Origin of the sequence: Pacificibacter marinus, from assembly GCF_018860665.1 — a bacterium.
Classification (GTDB): Bacteria; Pseudomonadota; Alphaproteobacteria; order Rhodobacterales; family Rhodobacteraceae; genus Celeribacter; species Celeribacter marinus_A.
In genome coordinates, this window is the sequence record NZ_JAHKPK010000055.1 from 184,192 (window position 1) to 199,116 (window position 14,925).

Annotated in this window: 15 protein-coding genes; 8 read left to right on the forward strand and 7 right to left on the reverse strand. The window is 54.3% G+C overall.

Annotated elements, in window-relative coordinates; translation table 11 throughout:
* The first annotated feature begins 199 nt into the window (after positions 1-199).
* On the forward strand, positions 200-661 hold the full coding sequence (locus KO497_RS14880; RefSeq protein WP_215944847.1) for a hypothetical protein: 462 nt from the start codon (positions 200-202) through the stop codon (positions 659-661).
* Positions 662-771: 110 nt separating this feature from the next.
* On the opposite strand, the gene KO497_RS14885 is transcribed toward KO497_RS14880, so the two are convergent.
* The 3 genes from KO497_RS14885 to carB all read right to left on the reverse strand — a co-directional run bounded on the left by KO497_RS14885 (position 772) and on the right by carB (position 7,041).
* The gene (locus KO497_RS14885) at positions 772-2,103 is read right to left on the reverse strand and encodes a DEAD/DEAH box helicase (RefSeq protein WP_215944735.1); all 1,332 of its coding nucleotides are present in this window, start codon (positions 2,101-2,103) and stop codon (positions 772-774) included.
* A gap of 427 nt (positions 2,104-2,530) precedes the next feature.
* Positions 2,531-3,229: a YoaK family protein gene (locus KO497_RS14890; RefSeq protein WP_252729693.1), complete on the reverse strand. Its 699-nt coding sequence runs from the start codon at positions 3,227-3,229 to the stop codon at positions 2,531-2,533.
* 530 nt (positions 3,230-3,759) lie between these two features.
* Positions 3,760-7,041, reverse strand: coding sequence for a carbamoyl-phosphate synthase large subunit (gene carB, locus KO497_RS14895; protein ID WP_215944736.1), 3,282 nt, complete (start codon positions 7,039-7,041; stop codon positions 3,760-3,762).
* A 435-nt stretch (positions 7,042-7,476) separates the two neighbouring features.
* On the opposite strand from carB, the gene aspS reads away from it, so the two are divergent.
* Positions 7,477-9,255: an aspartate--tRNA ligase gene (aspS, locus tag KO497_RS14900; RefSeq protein ID WP_215944737.1), complete on the forward strand. Its 1,779-nt coding sequence runs from the start codon at positions 7,477-7,479 to the stop codon at positions 9,253-9,255.
* A 96-nt stretch (positions 9,256-9,351) separates the two neighbouring features.
* On the forward strand, positions 9,352-9,867 hold the full coding sequence (locus tag KO497_RS14905) for a DUF1993 family protein (protein WP_215944738.1): 516 nt from the start codon (positions 9,352-9,354) through the stop codon (positions 9,865-9,867).
* 3 nt (positions 9,868-9,870) lie between these two features.
* Here KO497_RS14905 and KO497_RS14910 read toward each other — a convergent pair whose 3' ends face one another.
* On the reverse strand, positions 9,871-10,596 hold the full coding sequence (locus tag KO497_RS14910) for a response regulator (RefSeq protein ID WP_215944739.1): 726 nt from the start codon (positions 10,594-10,596) through the stop codon (positions 9,871-9,873).
* A gap of 196 nt (positions 10,597-10,792) precedes the next feature.
* On the opposite strand from KO497_RS14910, the gene mce reads away from it, so the two are divergent.
* Together mce and KO497_RS14920 are read left to right on the forward strand one after the other, a co-directional pair.
* Positions 10,793-11,197 carry a methylmalonyl-CoA epimerase gene (gene mce / locus KO497_RS14915; protein WP_215944740.1) on the forward strand — a complete coding sequence of 135 codons (405 nt, stop codon included), beginning with the start codon at positions 10,793-10,795 and terminating at the stop codon, positions 11,195-11,197.
* Between the two features lie 53 nt (positions 11,198-11,250).
* The gene (locus KO497_RS14920; RefSeq protein ID WP_215944741.1) at positions 11,251-11,532 is read left to right on the forward strand and encodes a DUF1467 family protein; all 282 of its coding nucleotides are present in this window, start codon (positions 11,251-11,253) and stop codon (positions 11,530-11,532) included.
* On the opposite strand, the gene KO497_RS14925 is transcribed toward KO497_RS14920, so the two are convergent.
* Positions 11,529-12,242, reverse strand: a complete 714-nt coding sequence (locus KO497_RS14925) for an EI24 domain-containing protein (RefSeq protein ID WP_215944742.1) — start codon at positions 12,240-12,242, stop codon at positions 11,529-11,531. The two genes, KO497_RS14920 and KO497_RS14925, sit on opposite strands and share 4 nt — an antisense overlap.
* Entirely contained in the window at positions 12,242-12,820 is a 579-nt protein-coding gene (locus KO497_RS14930; RefSeq protein ID WP_215944743.1) for a nitroreductase family protein, read from the reverse strand. The genes KO497_RS14925 and KO497_RS14930 overlap by 1 nt, the downstream gene beginning before the upstream one ends.
* A gap of 95 nt (positions 12,821-12,915) precedes the next feature.
* Between KO497_RS14930 and KO497_RS14935 the strand changes: the two genes are divergently transcribed.
* Positions 12,916-13,215, forward strand: a complete 300-nt coding sequence (locus KO497_RS14935; RefSeq protein ID WP_215944744.1) for a DUF167 domain-containing protein — start codon at positions 12,916-12,918, stop codon at positions 13,213-13,215.
* A gap of 26 nt (positions 13,216-13,241) precedes the next feature.
* Here KO497_RS14935 and KO497_RS14940 read toward each other — a convergent pair whose 3' ends face one another.
* Positions 13,242-13,481 carry a hypothetical protein gene (locus KO497_RS14940; RefSeq protein ID WP_215944745.1) on the reverse strand — a complete coding sequence of 80 codons (240 nt, stop codon included), beginning with the start codon at positions 13,479-13,481 and terminating at the stop codon, positions 13,242-13,244.
* 195 nt (positions 13,482-13,676) lie between these two features.
* Between KO497_RS14940 and KO497_RS14945 the strand changes: the two genes are divergently transcribed.
* Complete coding sequence (locus tag KO497_RS14945) at positions 13,677-14,426, forward strand: M48 family metallopeptidase (protein WP_354668126.1); 750 nt, start codon at positions 13,677-13,679, stop codon at positions 14,424-14,426.
* Positions 14,427-14,605: 179 nt separating this feature from the next.
* A complete protein-coding gene (locus tag KO497_RS14950; RefSeq protein ID WP_215944746.1) occupies positions 14,606-14,917 on the forward strand; it encodes a DUF6455 family protein in 312 nt (103 codons plus the stop codon).
* The last annotated feature ends 8 nt before the right edge of the window (positions 14,918-14,925 follow it).

The following is a 14,925-nucleotide window of genomic DNA, read 5'->3' on the forward strand; positions in this document are numbered from 1 at the left end:
TTAAACACCTGTGGCGGGAACCACACAAAACTTCCACCCGAACGTATCTGCTTGGCCAAACAACGGCCAAAACTCGTCAACACTTGCAACAGCAGGTAGACTATCTTTTGCCATGTGCTAGTTAATTTAATAATGGGAAACGACGATGAGAATTCCCCCTAAGTCGGGGGAAATCGATGGTTTGAATTGGGGTTTGGTGATGAATGCTGCTGGCAATTATCTAAAGAAGCACGCAGAAGCGTTGGTTAAGGACGTGGGTCTTGAGGCAGCTTGTGCCTTGACTGGAAAATCGAAAGCAACACTTGGGCGATATTATTCGACGGCTGAAGAGCACGCGGACCGATTTATGCCCGTGGACGCAGTGGCCCAGTTAGAGGCCGCGTCAAGCTATCCACATGTGACATCTGCTTTGGCCGAATTGCGCGGCATTACGATTTCGTATGACAAGTCCAAAAAGAACACGCCTGAAAGAGAGGGCGGAGTGAACCACGATGTGATCGCCTTGTCGCAACGCTTTGCGATGTTGATGGGTGAGTACACGATTTCTATGGAAGACGGCGTCATCACGATCAACGAGGCCAAACGCTTGTTGCGCGAAACGTTGGAACTGCAACAGGTTTTGATGTCGATGAAAATGCATTTGGAAGACGAAGCGAGCTGATCGCATCTCTCCTCAGCTTTTGAGTCAAAAACGGCGTCTCGCGTGAGGCGCCGTTTTTTTGTCTGAAAGGAAAACGCCCCACCCCTGAGACAGGGACGGGGCGTTGTTCTTTACGCTGTTGTCTTGCGACGACGATTGCCACCGCCTGCTGGTTTACCCGCCGAAGCCCCACCAGAACGTCCGCCGCCGGATTTGAATCCGCCGCCATTTGAACCGCCACGACGTTGACCGCCGCCGCCACCGCCACCGCCGCCGCGACGATTACCGCCACCGCCGCCGCCACGTTTCGGGCCAGGCATGGCTTTGTCGTCAGACCAAGAGGCCGGTGTCGCCACAGGAATAGAGATTTTCATCACTTTCTCAATGGCGCGGAATTCGCCAAGCTCGGCTGGTGAACAGAACGCCACAGCCTTGCCGTCACGCCCCGCACGCGCTGTGCGACCAATACGGTGCACATAGTTTTCAGGCACATTTGGCAGCTCGTAGTTATAGACGTAACGCACCAGTGGAATATCGATCCCGCGAGCGGCCACATCTGTCGCCACAAGCACATCCAACTGACCATCGCGGGCCATTTTAAGCGTGCGCTCGCGTTGACCTTGGGATTTGTTGCCGTGAATTGAACCAGATTTAAATCCTGCGGCTTCCAACTGTTTCGACATCCGTTCTGCACCATGTTTGGTGCGTGCAAAGACAAGCGCCAATTCGCCTTTATGTGCGCTCAGGTGCTTTTTGAGCAGCTCAGGTTTGTCGGATTGACCGACATAGTGCACTTCTTGGGTGATCTTATCCGCTGCTTTGCCTGCAGGGGACACTTCGATGCGCACAGGCGAGGTCAAATAGCTTTGCGCCATTTCATTCATGTGCTTGTTCATTGTTGCAGAAAACAGCATCGTTTGACGCTCTTTCGCCAACATAGGCACCAATTTGCGCAGCGCATGGATAAAGCCCATGTCAAGCATCTGATCGGCTTCATCAAGCACCAAGAACGATGTTTCGTCCAAACGAATGGCGCGGCGATCGATCAGATCCATCAAGCGACCCGGTGTTGCGACCAGCACATCTGTGCCGCGCTCAAGGCGTTTCACCTGTGCGTTGATCGATACACCACCAACCACGCGGTTGATTTTCAGATGGGTGTCTTTCATGAACGGGAACAGGCTGTCTGCGATCTGGTTCACCAACTCGCGAGTCGGGGCCAAGATCAAAGCGCGTGTTGTTTTCGCGTTCGGCTTTGTGCCGGCGCCGAGCAACTGGTCCATCAAGGGCAGACCAAAAGCCAGTGTTTTGCCCGTACCGGTTTGGGCCAGACCCATCACGTCGCGGCCGTTCATCACTTCTGGAATGGCACGCGCTTGGATTGGAGTAGGCTCTTTAAGGCCCATGTCGTTGAGAATAGTCAAAAGGCGCGGCTTAAGGCCGAGCATTGTAAAATCAGTCATGTATCTCTTTCTGTGAGAAGAACCCACACGCAAAAAGAACGCCCCAATGGGAGCGTTTTATCGGTCGCAGGAAAGGTCTCCGTCAATGCGCATCGCGCGCACCGCGTTATCCTGCCGGACCCCTTGCGTGACTGTGGGAACCATGGGCAGCGTACTGCCCGATATCGACACCTGCAGCGCGGAGCATTGCTCTCACGCGGCTGCTCACGCGGCAGCATAGGATGTCGATGACTGGGCTATGCGCCTCATACGGTGATAAGTCAAGGATTATCGCTGCAGCAGCATTGCCGTGCAGACGAAAGCCCCCCGTGCTATCGCGCTACAGCACAATCAAGGCCTGCTGTGACAACAAAATATACTTTCGCCGTGGCTGCGCTCATCACTGCTTTGAGTGGCACCAGGCACAAACGGCAATGTTGCAAGAGGCTCAACTCCGATGTGCGCGAAAGGCTTCTGGTAGGGCAATGATCAGTAATAGGATTGCGGCCAATATAAACAGCCAGCTTCCGATAAACTGAAACAAGAGCGCGCCGCATAAGCCGCCGCCAGCAAAACAGGCAAGGGTCAGACTGTGCAGCCAGAGCTTTGGTGTAGCTTCGCGCCGCGATGCTTCCCCACCGATCAAGGCTGCCAATTCTATTCCGATATCCGTTGCCATTCCCGACACATGGGTCGTGCGGACCCGTGCCCGTGAAATCATCGTCGTCACAGCATTTTGAAGCCCCATGACAAAGCTGAGGGCAATGACCAAAAAGATCTCGGGGCCTGTGGTCGATGACAAGATAAGTGTCGCGCCAACCAGCATAAGTATGATGGCCTCTGCGGCAATTGCTAAGGCGTAGACCGAGCGGATGTGCCGTCTTTCTCCAGCTTGAATGGCAAGGGCAGCCATGCCTGCGCCGCAGATAAAAGCCACGACCAGCCCCAAAAAAGAAAACGCAATGGAGATCGCGCCATTCGCAATGTGGTCCGCAAATGCCGAGATGTTTCCTGTCATATTTGCCGTGAACGACCCAGCAATAAGAAACCCGACGGCGTTCAGCGCGCCAGCGACCGAAGACAGTAGGCCTGCGAGAACCAGATCGATCGTTGAGGTGCGGGCATCACCAACTTTAATGAGCATCATAATTCCTCATGGCTATGTCTATAAGAATGGCAGTGCTCGCATGTCTGTACAACTGTCATTTAAGACCTTTGTGCAAACCTGTTGATCTGCCCCCCGAGGCAGAGGTCGTACTCTGCCATATGGCGACACCTACGGTGTGTATGGGCCACGGCGGGGTGTGAGGGGAGGAAATTGACGGCAGGTTTGACTTTCCAATCAAGGAGACGCACTCTCCTTGCAAGTAGAATAGATATTGATGATGTAAGTGGCTGAGCCTTTTATGATATTTGTGGCCATCTTGTTTGGCTGACTTTGTTTATATTTCCTGATATGGCTCGTCGTTCTTTTGCCTATTGATATGGCAAAGAGTAGAAGGCGATCCCCCGCCCTATGGGTATGCATTTCCTTGTTCGTCAACTGTTTTGCGACAATCATTTTACTCTTGTTGCTCGGAGATGCTGCGGGTCAAGATAGCGAGGCTGCCTAATTGTGCAAAAAAACACCTCGCACAAAATGCGAGGTGTTCCGTTTCTCAATTTCTCAGTTTTGACTTAAGACAAAGCCTGCTCTTGCAAGCTTTCCACATCGATCTCGCCTTCACCCCGGGACTTCATCGCCATTGCAGCAGCGTGCGCGCCGGCGGCTGTGGTGAAGTAGGGGATTTTGTCGTAAAGGGCGACTTTGCGGATTTCGCGGCTGTCTTCAACGGCTTGGCTGCCCTCGGTGGTGTTCAAAACCAGCGCGATATCGTCGTTTTTGAGCATATCAACGATGTTCGGACGACCCTCGTAGACCTTGTTCACGATCGTGCTGGCCACGCCTTTTTCGGTGAGGAAAGCCGCCGTGCCGCGTGTGGCGACAATCTCGAACCCAAGATCCACAAGCGTGGTGGCCGCTTCAACCGTGGCGTCGGTTTTGTCCATATCTTTGATCGACAAGAACACTTTGCCCTCGGTCGGCAAAATCGTGCCAGCGCCAAGCTGCGCTTTAAGGAACGCACGGGCGAATGTTTTGTCTGACCCCATGACTTCGCCAGTGGAACGCATTTCTGGCCCCAAGATGGTGTCGACGCCAGGGAAACGCGCAAACGGCAGAACCGCTTCTTTCACCGCGAAACGACCGGTTTTAGAGCTGTCCACCAGATCAAAGGTGTTGAGCTTTTCTCCCGCCATAACGCGCGCAGCGATAGAGGCAATCGGCGAATTCACCGCTTTGGCCACAAACGGCACGGTGCGCGAGGCACGCGGGTTCACCTCGATCAGGTAGATCACATCGTCTTTCACCGCGAACTGGATGTTCATCAACCCGACCACGTTTAGCGCCAAAGCCAAAGCGCGGGTTTGACGGTGCAACTCGGCGATGATTTCCTCGGTCAAGGAATAAGGCGGCAAGGAACAGGCGGAGTCACCAGAGTGAACGCCCGCTTCCTCGATATGCTGCATGATGCCCGCGACATGCACGTCTGTGCCGTCACAAATCGCATCGACATCGATCTCAACCGCGCCAGACAGGTAGCTGTCCAACAGCACAGGGCTGTCGCCAGAGACCACAACCGCAGACGAGATGTAGCGTTTGAGCTGTTCCATATCGCGCACGATTTCCATCGCTCGACCGCCCAAAACGTAAGAGGGGCGAATGACCAATGGGAAGCCGATAGAGGCCGCGATTTCAATAGCTTGTGCATCTGTAGACGCGATGCCGTTGTGCGGTTGTTTCAGCCCAAGACGATTCACGAGATCTTGGAAACGCTCACGATCTTCGGCCAAATCGATGGCGTCAGGCGAGGTGCCCAAAATCGGAATGCCTTCGGCTTCCAAAGCATTGGCGAGTTTCAGCGGTGTTTGACCACCGAATTGCACGATCACGCCATGCAATGTGCCGTTGTCTTGCTCAACGCGCAGGATTTCCATCACATGTTCGAATGTCAGCGGCTCAAAGTACAAGCGATCAGAGGTGTCGTAATCGGTGGACACGGTTTCGGGGTTACAGTTGATCATGATCGTCTCGTAGCCCTGATCGGTCAGCGAGAAACAGGCGTGACAACAGCAGTAATCGAATTCGATGCCTTGGCCGATGCGGTTCGGACCGCCACCCAAGATCACAACCTTTTTGCGATCAGAGGGCCGCGCTTCGCATTCCACGTCACCCATCATCGGGGCCTCGTAGGTGGAGTACATATAAGGTGTCTGCGCTTCGAACTCAGCCGCACAGGTGTCGATGCGTTTGAACACCGCGTTGACGCCCAAGTTGCGGCGCGCGCGGCGGATGTTTGCCTCATCACGACCTGTGAGCGTCGCCAAACGTGCATCGGTGAACCCGAGCATTTTCACGCGGCGCAGACCTTCCTCAGAAACGGGCAAGCCTTCTTTGCGGATCACAGATTCTGCGTCAACGATTTCGCGGATGCGCTCAAGGAACCAAGGGTCATAGGAGTTCGCGGCGTGAATTTCGTCGTTGGTCAACCCGAAACGAATGGCTTGGGCGATGACGCGCAAACGGTCTGGAGTCGCTTTGGATAGCGCTTTGATGACAGCAGATTTCTCTGGCGCGCCTTCGATTTCGATCTCGTCAAAGCCAGACAGGCCTGTTTCCATCGAGGCCAGCGCTTTTTGCATGGATTCGTGGAACGTGCGCCCAATCGCCATAACTTCGCCCACGGATTTCATCGCAGTGGACAGGTTTGGCTCAGAACCTGCAAATTTTTCAAAGGCAAAGCGCGGTATCTTGGTGACAACATAATCGATTGTTGGCTCGAAGGACGCAGGCGTCACTTTGGTGATGTCATTGTCCAGCTCGTCCAAGGTGTAGCCGACCGCCAATTTCGCGGCGATTTTCGCAATCGGGAAACCTGTCGCTTTTGACGCCAGCGCGGATGAGCGTGACACCCGTGGGTTCATCTCGATCACAACCATACGACCATCGACTGGGTTCACAGACCACTGGACGTTTGATCCGCCTGTTTCCACGCCAATTTCACGCAACACGTTAATAGAATGCGTGCGCATCAATTGGTATTCTTTGTCGGTCAGCGTGAGGGCCGGGGCCACAGTGACAGAGTCGCCCGTGTGTACGCCCATTGGATCGACATTTTCGATCGAACAGACGATGATGGCGTTGTCGGCTGTGTCGCGGACCACTTCCATCTCGTATTCTTTCCAGCCCAGTAAGCTTTCATCCACAAGGATTTGCGCCATGGGCGAGGCTTCCAAACCAGAGCGGCAGAAATGCTCATAGTCGTCACGGTTGTACGCCACGCCGCCGCCTGTGCCACCCAAGGTAAAGGCAGGACGAATGATCGCGGGCAGGCCGATGTCTTCAAGTGCGGCAAAGGCGTCTTGCATGCCGGCTGCGATGTCGAACTTGCCATTTGGCAATTTGGGGGCTGCGACGATGGTTGCTTTGGGGTTCTCGATACCAAGACGATCCATGGCTTCGCGAAACAGTTTGCGATCTTCTGCCATTTCGATCGCGGCGCGCTTTGCGCCGATCAATTCCACGTTGAATTTTTCCAAGATGCCCAGATCATCCAGCTCAAGTGCCGTGTTCAGACCCGTTTGTCCGCCCATTGTTGGCAACAATGCGTCGGGGCGTTCTTTTTCGATGATTTTGGCGACCACTTCGGCCGTGATCGGCTCGATGTATGTCGCATCGGCGAGGCCAGGGTCGGTCATGATGGTCGCTGGGTTGGAGTTCACCAGAATAACGCGGTAACCCTCTTCGCGCAGCGCCTTACAGGCTTGTGCGCCAGAATAGTCAAACTCACAGGCTTGGCCGATAACAATCGGTCCCGCGCCAATGATCATGATGGAGGAGATATCGGTTCTTTTAGGCATGGCAGACCCCAGTGTTTTTTGCAGGCGCAATCCCTCCGCAAAAAGGCGGGGGAAGCAAATTGTCGTGAGTTATAGGGAAGCGACGCCCATACGCAAGGGGCAGGGGCGGGCTTTTGGCACAAACTGTGCGGATTCTTTTCAGACCTATAGCGCCTGTTATGGGAATGTTCCGCAGCAAGGCGTCTGTGCTGTGTCCTCTGTGACCGCTTGGTCAAAAAGAAGGCCAAAAACGCGCCGCCTGTGGATGAGAAATCGCCTCACCGATTCCCCACATATATAAAGACAGTAGATGGATTTATCCGGTTCAAAGCGTGCAAGGCAGCCAAAAGCCCCGAAACACCACGCGATCCGCCCCGCAAGGCTTGACTTTCCGGCCCTATAACGGTGTATCAGCGCGACGACTAATATTAGTCCAAGACCTGAGGATTCCGAATTATGCACGCCTATCGTAGCCATACCTGCGCTGAACTGACCAAGGCCAATGTGGGCGACACCGTTCGTCTGTCTGGTTGGGTCCACCGTATCCGTGATCATGGCGGCATTTTGTTCGTCGATCTGCGCGATCATTACGGCATCACGCAGGTGCTTTGCGATCCTGACAGCCCTGTGTTCAAGGACATGGAAAAGGTGCGCGCCGAATGGTGTATCCGCATTGATGGCACTGTCATGGCGCGTGATGAAAGCCTTGTGAACGCCAAACTGCCAACCGGCGAAATCGAAGTGTTTGTCCGCGATCTGGAAATCTTGGGCGCCTCTGACGAGCTGCCGCTTATGGTCTTTGGCGACCAAGAATATCCCGAAGAAACGCGTTTGAAATACCGTTATCTTGATCTGCGTCGCGAGAAATTGCACGACAACATGATCATGCGTTCGAATGTGGTGAAAGACCTGCGCGAACGGATGTGGTCGCAGGGCTTTAACGAATTCCAAACGCCAATCATCACAGCCTCCTCCCCCGAAGGCGCGCGTGACTTTTTGGTGCCATCACGTTTGCACCCGGGTAAGTTCTACGCGCTGCCGCAGGCTCCGCAGCAGTTCAAACAGCTGATCATGGTCTCTGGCTTTGACAAATATTTCCAAATCGCGCCCTGTTTCCGCGATGAAGACCCGCGCGCGGATCGCTCGCCCACCGACTTCTACCAGTTGGACGTTGAGATGAGCTACGTCACGCAGCAAGATATTTTCGACACTGTTGAACCTGTGATCGGCGGCATGTTCGAAAAGTTCGGCAAAGGTCGCAAGGTCAACAAAGACTGGCCACAGATTTCATACAAAGACGCAGCGCTTTGGTACGGTTCCGACAAACCTGACCTGCGCAACCCGATCAAAATGCAGGTTGTGTCAGAGCATTTCAAAGGCTCAGGCTTTGCCATCTTCGCCAGCTTGCTGGAACAAGAGGGCACAGAAGTTCGCGCCATTCCTGCGCCAAAAGGCGGTTCGCGCAAATTCTGTGACCGTATGAACAAATTCGCGCAACAAGAAGGCCTGCCTGGCATGGGCTACATCTTCTGGCGTGACCAAGGCGAAGGTCTTGAGGCCGCTGGTCCTTTGGCCAAAAACATAGGTCCAGAACGCACAGAAGCCATCCGTCAGCAACTTGGCCTCGGCCTTGGCGATGCGGCCTTCTTCTTGGGCGGCAAACCCAAAGCCTTTGAATCCGTTGCGGGCCGTGCGCGCAATGTGATCGGTGAAGAGCTTGGTTTGACAGATAAAGACAGCTTCCAATTCGCTTGGATCGTGGATTTCCCAATCTATGAAAAAGACGAAGAAACCGGAAAAATCGACTTTGAACACAACCCGTTCTCTATGCCACAAGGTGGTATGGAAGCGTTGATGGGCGATCCGCTTAAAGTATTGGGCTACCAATATGATTTGGCCTGTAACGGCTACGAATTGGTGTCCGGTGCGGTGCGAAATCACTCACCTGAAATCATGTACAAAGCCTTTGAAATCGCGGGCTATGGCAAAGATGAAGTTGAAAAACGCTTCGGCGGTATGGTCAATGCGTTCCAATATGGTGCACCGCCCCACGGTGGTTGTGCGATGGGCATCGACCGCGCTGTGATGCTTTTGGCTGACGAGGCCAATATCCGCGAGGTTATCATGTTCCCGATGAACCAACGCGCCGAAGACTTGATGATGGGCGCGCCCAACGAGCCGATGAACGAACAATTGCGCGAATTGCACCTGCGCGCGCTGCCTGCCGAAGAGTAGGCGATATTCGATTCGACTTTAATCAGGCGCGGGGGCAACCTCGCGCCTTTTTTTATCGCTGGCAGTGAAATACGTTCGTGTAAAAAGGGGGATTTCATGCAAGGCGCACAAATTATTCTTGATACTTTATTGCACTATGTCGGTCAAATTGAGGCGCTGTTAATCAAAATCGAAGAGCATCCTGATTGCGACGCGCTACTCAGGACCCGTGCTGCGCCAGATGTTTTTCCTACAAATCAACAGTTGGCCATCGCATTGAATTTTGCGGCCCGTGCGGTGGCTCCCGTGACTGGGCGCGCGCTGCCGGTGTTTCCAGACAGGCCCACAGGTGCTGCCCTGCACATTTTTGCACGCGATGTGCGTGAAATGCTGGCAGGACTTACACCTGCAGATTTTACCGTGTCTGAGGTGTCGCACGTGGCTGGGTTTGCAAAAGTTACCCAAGACAGTACAGATTTCATAATGCGCTATGCTCTGCCCAATATGATCTTCCATTTCACGATGGCTTACGTGTCTGTTCGGGCTGCTGGGATGACGGTCGGCAAATCAGATTTTGACGGGTTGCACAGTTACCCAACGGGATTTTCTTTTGAACAGGCTATGGAGCCCTGAGCATTACACCACGCGGGCTTGATCTATGCGATCATGAACCAAGCCCGCAATCCGCGCGATATCAGAGCCAAAGGGCAGGCCTTGGTCTCGATGCTTCGACAGTGTTTGGGCCGCATCCACCAATTCTGTATCACCTGCTGTGCGCGCGATGCCGGACAAAAACTGCGCGATGTAATCCAGCATATCTTCGCCACGATTGAGTGTCATCAGGTCTGAGATATGGACAAAATCGTCTTGCAGCGCGATGGGGTCGGGGGTGATCTCTTCGTTAGTGACCCTGCGAATGCCCGTCAGAGCGGGGCGTGATCCTTTGGGCATGGCATTGAGAATGATATGTTGAAATTCAGCCAAATTGGCGATGGGTTTGGCGATGAAGCCATCGGCGCCCGCAGTCCGCGCTCGGCTTTCTGTACCTGTATCGCCTGACATCCCCAACAGAACATCGACGCGGGGGCTGGCCTGGGACAGCTCATCAATCAGTTCCGCGCCAGATCCATCAGGCAGACCAAGATCGATGATCACCACATTGGGACGAAAGACCTGCAGATGTTTGCGCGCATGGGCCAGGTTGTCAGCCCGTCTAATCCGCGCCCCAGAGCGCAAGCACAACAGTCGCAGCGCCTCAGAGGCGAAACGGCTGTCTTCGACGATCAGCACTGTTGTTCCAAGCAAAGGGCGTTCAGGCGTTGGCTTTTGCGGCGGCAATAGGCTTTCTAGATTATCTGGCATGTCTAACAGCTCCACAGGGTTTGTGTCTGGTAGTTAAGTCCATAACTGGTGAATGGAGCGTTAACCTTGCGGTGTTCTGTGGCGAAAAATCGCAAACACTTGGCATAGGGGCATCAAAACTGCGTCGAAGCGCCGCTTGCGGGCAGGCATCTGCACAGGCCATAATCGAATCTAAGAGTTTGGGAGAGGATAAGACATGATCGGACGTTTGAACCATGTGGCCATTGCTGTGCCCGATTTAAAAGCGGCGAGCGCGCAATATGCGAACACCTTGGGCGCAAAAGTTGGCCCGCCGCAAGATGAACCGGATCACGGCGTGACGGTGGTGTTTATTGAGTTGCCCAACACCAAAATCGAATTGCTCTATCCTTTGGGTGACAATTCCCCGATCACGGGCTATCTGGACAAGAACCCGTCAGGCGGCATTCACCACATGTGTTACGAGGTGGAGGACATCTTGGCCGCGCGGGATAAATTGCTGGCAGAGGGCGCGCGTGTCTTGGGCACGGGCGAGCCGAAAATCGGTGCCCATGGCAAGCCTGTGCTGTTCTTGCATCCCAAGGACTTTAACGGCTGTCTGATTGAATTAGAGCAGGTCTGACTGGCTCGAAGATTGAACAGGCCTAACCTGTTCGCATATAAGGAAGCGGCTTTATGTCTATTGTCTCTGGGATCGTGCTTTATGCTGTGACGTGGTTCATGACCATGTTTATTGCTTTGCCCATCGGATTGCGCACTCAAGGCGATGAGGGGGTGATCGTTGAGGGCACGCATGCCGGCGCGCCTAGCAATTACAACCCGCGCCGCAAGGCCGTGATCGTCACCTTGGTCGCTTTCGTGATTTGGGGTATCATTGTTGGCGTGATCTATTCGGGCGTGTTTTCATGGCATGATGTCGATTGGACGGCACATTTGCCCAAAGTTGGCGACAGTTAAGCTGAGCCTTGCGGGGGCGTGGTCAAACGCGCGCCCTCAAGCCGCATAAACATATGTGTGAACGTGGCAGCCCCCAAAACGGGGATCAGCAGGTTCACGAGGGGGATCGATAAAGGCACGGCCATCAGAGCGCCTGCGATCCAGATTTTCGGCGCATGACGGGCGCGGGCGGCTTTGGCGCCTTCGCGTCCCAAGCGGCGTATCGCAACCATTTGAAAATACTCACGCCCCAGCAAGAACCCGTTGAGCGCCCAAAAGATCAAAGGGGCTGCGATATTTAACAACAGATACAGTACCAAAGCGATGATATTGGCCACGATCAATAGGCCCAAGAACCCAACCGTGTCGCGCATCATATCGCCAAAGCTTTGACGCGGCGCGGGCGGCAGATGGGGGTAATGTTTGTCCTCGACGGCTTCTGCGACCTCTTCCAAAAAGAAACCGGTAAAGGCCGAGGCCACAGGCACCATCAAAAACACAGACAGGCCGATCATCACAAAAAACGAGCCTATCGAGAGCACCAGCCCAAGGCTGATATCGCCTAGAACGGGCAAGGTGATGGTGTCAGGCAAGAACAGGCCCAAGGTCCAAACAAAGGCGACGTAAATCGCGATCAAAAGCGCTAAGGTCAGCCCTATGCCTTTGAACAGCACCGATTGAAACCGTGTGTCGCCAAGCTGGCCGAGCGCTTTAAAAAAATCGTCGAACATCAGTCGGTGACCCAAGTTGTAATGGCATCCAGATCAGGGCGTGGGCGTTCTGGTGGGGCCGCTTTTTCGGTGCCAATATGGATGAAACCCGCGATGGTCTCATGCTCTGCGAGGTTCAGCCCGAGTTTGCAGAACTCTGGATCATGCGAGGCCCAGCCCGACAACCAATTCGCGCCCCATCCTGCCGCCAAAGAGGCGTTCAGCAGCGCCAAACAGGCCGCACCCGCAGAATAGACCTGTTCGATGTGCGGGACTTTGGGCGAGGCTTTGGGCGATGAAATCACCGCAACGGCCAAATCGGCATTGGCATATTGATTGATCGCCTTTTGCCGTTGATCGTCATCCAAATCGCGACCTGCCGCCATTTCTGCCACCAAAAGGGACAGACGTGTGAGGGCGGGTTTCTCAAGCACGATAAAGCGCCAAGGCTCTAACTTGCCGTGATCTGGCGTGCGCGCTGCCGCTTGCAACAGTGGCGCAAGGGCGTCGCGGGTCGGCACAGGGCCGACAAGCGTTTTGGCGGGGCGCGACCGACGGGAGAGCAAAAAATCGAGGGCAGCTGGATTTGGTGCAGGCATGTCTTGGGCTTTCTTTTGTGCGGCGTTATGCGATATGTCGGTGTTTCGAGGCGGACAATCAACCACCTTTGTAAAGAAATGTAAAAGGCCGTTACATGAGCGGAGCAAAATCCAAAGGTAAAGACACAGTTAAGGCCAGCCTACGCAACGATTTGATTGCGGCCATAGGCGATAATCTATTGTCTGTGCGGGTGACGCCCAAAGCCTCGCGCAACGCGGTTCTGGTGCAGGAAGGCCAAGTGCGCGTCTACGTCACCTGCGTGCCCGAAGATGGCAAAGCCACCAAAGAGGTGATCAAACTTTTGGCCAAGGCATTGGGCGTGTCGAAATCAAACGTGAGCCTGCTGCGCGGGGCGATTGCGCGTGACAAACAGTTCAAAATCACAGGACTTTGAGCGTCAGGGCTTTGAGCGTAAGTTTTTTAAATCTTGGCAGGGCCCAAAATATAAGCGCCCTCTGGCAAATCCAGAGCCGCACCCAAATCGCGCATCTGCGCCATCGATAGGGTGATTTTCTGGGTGCGCCCCGTGCGAGGGTCATGCTGCTCGACGGTGATACATTCTTCAAAGGCCGAGACAATCACGTCTTCTTGTAGCGGCGCTTCGCCATCATCCACCATCGTTATGACGGTCGCGTCAAATTCGTGTTCTATTGTAAACATAAGAATGATGCTAACGGTGGCGGGCAGATTTGCAAGCGCTTTGCGGGCGTTTGAAACGGGTTTGCGATATGGCGTCGTTTCGTTGGGTCGCCTCACACAGTTGCCACTGGTGTGATCTTAGACATGCGGTTAAAATATGCGTGAAAACCTGCGTGCCTCTTTGCGCCCCCCGCATGCTCTTTAAGGATACCTCTCGTGTTCAATCCATTGCCAAAATCACGGCTGCGCTTGCTTGTTTGTCTTTTGACCATCACCGCGCTGAGTGCCTGTCTTGAGGTCGAGACGCCCAACAGCCCGCCTGATCCAAACACGTCTGTGCCAAGTGTGCAGCTCGTGATGCGTAGCACTCAGTCTGGGCCTGTCACGGTTGAGAGTTTTGCCGCCATTGTGCGCCATGTGGAACCGATTGCAGAATCTGAATGTCGTGCGCGCACCCAAGGGGCCAATTGCGATTTTAAAGTTGTCGTTGATAGTAATGCCTCTGCACCCGCCAACGCCTTTCAATCGGTCGATGCCACAGGTCGTCCCGTTTTGACCTTTACAGTGGCGCTTTTGGCCGATCTGCAAAACAGCGATGAACTCGCGTTTATCTTGGGCCATGAGGCGGCGCACCACATCCGTGGCCATCTGGATCGCACCCAAGAAAGCGCTGCGATTGGCGGACTTTTGGGCGGCGTTCTGGCCGCCGCTGTAGGGGCAGATGCTGCCACAGTCGAGACCGTGCAAAACCTTGGCGCGACCGTCGGCGCGCGCCGCTATTCCAAATCGTATGAGCTGGAAGCCGATCAGTTGGGCACTGTCATCGCTTACCGCGCGGGCTATAACCCGATCCGTGGGGCGGCGTTTTTCACTCGTATCGCCGATCCTGGGGATGAATTTCTGGGGTCGCATCCGCCCAATGATCAACGCATAGAAACTGTGCGCCGGACCATGGCGACGCTGTAACTTATGTATCTGTCAGTGGCGCATCTAATTAGTGGCGTGTCTTCAAACGGAGCGGCTGTCTTGCTGTGCCTTTAGGGCGCGACACAGCTCAATTGATCTTGATCAAGGACGTGTCGGTTCAGGTTCGGCAAAATCGTGGTGCGTTTTCGATGTTCACCGCTTTGCCGTAAGGATTTGCCATGACCGATCTTCACAACACCTCCACCGTATCCAAAACCGATGTGCCTGTTGTGCCCGAACGTGGCTCTACCACTTTGATGCATGGCATGGGGGACCGTTTGGGAGTGGATGTGGATCAGGCCGCGCGCGCAGGCATCATCGATGCGCCTGAGTTGACGCAGATGGTCACGCGGTGTGGCAAATGCACCCAGCATGACGCCTGCATCTTGTGGATGATCGAGCACCAAGATCCGCAACCCCGCACGCCTGAGTATTGTTTGAACACCCAAGAGCTAAACTACATTCGGGCTGTGCAAAACGGCGCGCGCTAGTCGCTGTT

Bases quoted from the DNA above. Each gene is read 5' to 3' on its own strand.
- KO497_RS14910 (WP_215944739.1), bottom strand. From the start codon at position 10,596: ATGCCAGATAATCTAGAAAGCCTATTGCCGCCGCAAAAGCCAACGCCT.
- carB (WP_215944736.1), bottom strand. From the start codon at position 7,041: ATGCCTAAAAGAACCGATATCTCCTCCATCATGATCATTGGCGCGGGA.
- KO497_RS14925 (WP_215944742.1), bottom strand. From the start codon at position 12,242: ATGTTCGACGATTTTTTTAAAGCGCTCGGCCAGCTTGGCGACACACGG.
- KO497_RS14940 (WP_215944745.1), bottom strand. From the start codon at position 13,481: ATGTTTACAATAGAACACGAATTTGACGCGACCGTCATAACGATGGTG.
- KO497_RS14890 (WP_252729693.1), bottom strand. From the start codon at position 3,229: ATGATGCTCATTAAAGTTGGTGATGCCCGCACCTCAACGATCGATCTG.
- KO497_RS14950 (WP_215944746.1), top strand. From the start codon at position 14,606: ATGACCGATCTTCACAACACCTCCACCGTATCCAAAACCGATGTGCCT.
- aspS (WP_215944737.1), top strand. From the start codon at position 7,477: ATGCACGCCTATCGTAGCCATACCTGCGCTGAACTGACCAAGGCCAAT.
- KO497_RS14930 (WP_215944743.1), bottom strand. From the start codon at position 12,820: ATGCCTGCACCAAATCCAGCTGCCCTCGATTTTTTGCTCTCCCGTCGG.
- KO497_RS14880 (WP_215944847.1), top strand. From the start codon at position 200: ATGAATGCTGCTGGCAATTATCTAAAGAAGCACGCAGAAGCGTTGGTT.
- KO497_RS14935 (WP_215944744.1), top strand. From the start codon at position 12,916: ATGAGCGGAGCAAAATCCAAAGGTAAAGACACAGTTAAGGCCAGCCTA.
- KO497_RS14885 (WP_215944735.1), bottom strand. From the start codon at position 2,103: ATGACTGATTTTACAATGCTCGGCCTTAAGCCGCGCCTTTTGACTATT.
- KO497_RS14905 (WP_215944738.1), top strand. From the start codon at position 9,352: ATGCAAGGCGCACAAATTATTCTTGATACTTTATTGCACTATGTCGGT.
- KO497_RS14920 (WP_215944741.1), top strand. From the start codon at position 11,251: ATGTCTATTGTCTCTGGGATCGTGCTTTATGCTGTGACGTGGTTCATG.
- mce (WP_215944740.1), top strand. From the start codon at position 10,793: ATGATCGGACGTTTGAACCATGTGGCCATTGCTGTGCCCGATTTAAAA.